Annotated in this window: 3 protein-coding genes; all 3 read right to left on the bottom strand. The window is 72.2% G+C overall.

Annotated features, from left to right (window positions below; translation table 11 throughout):
• A partial coding sequence (locus tag VF536_RS24280; protein ID WP_331617503.1) for an Hpt domain-containing protein occupies positions 1–449 on the bottom strand: 449 nt, incomplete at its 3' end.
• Positions 450–464: 15 nt separating this feature from the next.
• On the bottom strand, positions 465–1,925 hold the full coding sequence (locus VF536_RS24285; protein WP_331617504.1) for a CHASE3 domain-containing protein: 1,461 nt from the start codon (positions 1,923–1,925) through the stop codon (positions 465–467).
• 16 nt (positions 1,926–1,941) lie between these two features.
• Positions 1,942–2,478, bottom strand: coding sequence for a chemotaxis protein CheW (locus VF536_RS24290; RefSeq protein WP_331617505.1), 537 nt, complete (start codon positions 2,476–2,478; stop codon positions 1,942–1,944).
• Positions 2,479–2,585: the final 107 nt, after the last annotated feature.

Here is a 2,585-nt window from a genome sequence, read left to right on the forward strand (position 1 = left end):
TCGGCCTCCAGGCCGGACGAGGCCGCGGCCGTGGTGCCGGCAGCGCCCGCTGCGGCGGCAGGGCCGGCGCGTGTCGAAGCGGGCACTGGACCACCCGCCGATGGGGATGTCGATGCCGGCGATCCCGCACCCGCCGCCGGCGCGTCGAGCGCCGTGATCGACTCTTCCGCTGCGTCGATCAGCGCCAGCAGCGCGTCGAGCTCGGCGCGGCCCGGCACGTCGCCGCTGTCGCGCAGCGGCGTGAGCAGGTCCTCGATCGCATGCGCCTGCGCCGCGATGGCGGGCAGGCGCACGACGCTCGCGGCGCCCTTGAGCGTGTGGGACAGCCGCAGCAGCCGGTTCGGCAGGTCGGGCGCGGGCGCCTGCTCGGCGGCGAGCACGCCCTCGCTCATCTGCCGCAGCAGATCGCGGGCTTCGACGCGGAAGAAGCGGTAGGGGTCCTTGGCCACGGTGGGGTGTCTCGATCAGGTCGGCTGCGACTGCACCAGGCGGAGCAGGTCGCGCGACATCTCCGCCAGCTCGGTGGCCGTCTGCGAGGTCTGGCCGGAACTGGCCTCGGTCTCGCGCGACGCCTGCGCGGTGTTGGACAGCGCGACGTTGAGCTGCTCGACCGCGGTCGCCTGCTGCTTGGTGGAGAGCTCGATCTCGCGCGCCGCGTCGGTGGTGGTGACGACCTGCCCGGCGATCTTGGCGAAGCTCGCGGCGACGTCGTCGAACTGGCGCGCGCCCGCGTCCACCGCCTTGGAGCCGGTCTCGGTCGCCATCACCGTGGTGTTGACCGCGCCGCGCACGTCGTCGATCTGCAGCCGGATCTCCTTGGTCGACGCGGTCATGCGGTCGGCGAGCTTGCGGATCTCGTCGGCGACCACGCTGAAGCGCCGGCCGGCGTCGCCGGCGACGGTCGCTTCGATCGTCGCGTTGATCGCCAGGATGTTGGTCTGCTCGGCCAGCTCACCCACCAGGTCCAGCACGACGCCGATCTGCTGCGACTTGCGGCCCAGGTCCAGCATGTGGTCGACGACCAGGTCGATCTGCCGCCGCATCGCGGCGATGCTCTCGCGCGCCGACTGCAGCGTGCCGTCGCCGCCGCGCGCCAGACCGGCGGTCTGCTCCGCGATCACGACCACGCGCTGCGCGCTGTCGGCGATCTGGCGCGAGGTCGCCAGCAGTTCGGAGATGGTGGTGGAGATCTCGGTCATCGAGGTCGCCGTCTCGCGCGCGCCGGCGGCCTGCTGGTTCGCGGCGGCCTGCAGCTCCGCCGACGAGCGCTGCACATGCTTCACGGCCGTGCCGACCTGGCCGCTCAGCGCGCGGCTCAGCGTCAGCGCCGCGATCAGCACCAGCAGCGCGCCCGCCACCGTGCCCCAGACGATGGCCGCCCGCACGGTGGTGGCGGTGGACTCGACGTCCTTCGCCCGCTCGCGCAGCACGTCGTTCTCTTCCTCCTCCATCTGGCCGATGACCGCGCGCAGCTCGTCCATGCGGCGCTTGCCCTCGCCCAGGGACACGGTCTTCAGGGCCGCCTCCAGACCGTTGGCACGCCGCGTCTCGATGCGGTCCTTGTGCAGTTGCATCAGCCCGTCGATCATCGTGGCGGCCTGGTTGAAGCGGGTCTGCTGCGCGGGGTTTTCGCGCAGCAGCGGCTTGAGCTCCGCCAGGACGCGCGGCACGTTGGTCAGCGCGCTGCGATAGGGCTCGAGGTAGGACTCCTCGCCGGTGAGCAGGTAGCCGCGCTGTGCGGTCTCGGCGTCTTTCATCAGGCTCATCACCGAGCCGATGTGGCCCACCGCCGAATGCGTGCGGCTGACCTGGTAGCTGGTCTGCGTCAGCACGTCCACGCCACGGTAGGACAGGATCCCGATGAGCAGCAGCAGCGCGAAGGACAGCGCGAAGCCCACCGACAGCTTTCTTCCGAAGGTCCACATGGCACGGGTCTCCCTGTCATTGGCCGGCGGCGCCGGCGCTTGTTGTCGTCGATGTCGTCGTCGAGTTCGCGGTGACCGCCGCGATCAGGCCGTCGAGCTCGATCAGCGGGCGCAGCGCGCCCCCGCAGCGCACGGCCCAGCCGGTGCCGGCGGCGTCGTCCTGCTGCAGCCGGTCGCCGGCGGCGAGCCGCCACTGGCCGTCGAAGCCCTCGAAGGCCAGCGCCAGCGGCGCGGCGCGTGCGATCGCCCACCAGCGCACGTCGCCCGCAAGGCCGCGTCCGATCAGCGCCTGCAGGTCGTACAGCGGCAAGACCTGGCCCTGGTGACCGGCGAGTCCGAGCAGCCCGGGGGCGGCGGCGGGATACGGGGCGGCGGGCATGGCGGGTGTGAGTCCGGCCAGGTCGGCCAAGTTCAGGGCGAAGGGGGCGCCGGCAATCCGTATGCCCAGCACGTCGAGCACCGCCTCGTCGTCGGCGTGGCGGCGGGGCTCGCCGAACGAGCGGTCGAAGGACTCCCGCCACTCGGCCAGCAGTTCGCGGGATGCTTGGGTCATGCGCGGGTCTCCTGCATTTCGTCGCGGCACAGGCGCCGCAGGTCGTCGCGGTCGAAGCCGCCGCCGAAGCGGCGCAGGCGTTCGGTCGATTCGTCGGCCAGCAGTTC

The sequence above is a fragment of the Roseateles sp. genome, from assembly GCF_036486225.1.
Classification (GTDB): Bacteria; Pseudomonadota; Gammaproteobacteria; order Burkholderiales; family Burkholderiaceae_C; genus Roseateles.

Excerpts from the sequence above, each read along its gene's own strand:
- VF536_RS24285 (WP_331617504.1), bottom strand. The coding sequence starts at position 1,925 with ATGTGGACCTTCGGAAGAAAGCTGTCGGTGGGCTTCGCGCTGTCCTTC.
- VF536_RS24290 (WP_331617505.1), bottom strand. The coding sequence starts at position 2,478 with ATGACCCAAGCATCCCGCGAACTGCTGGCCGAGTGGCGGGAGTCCTTC.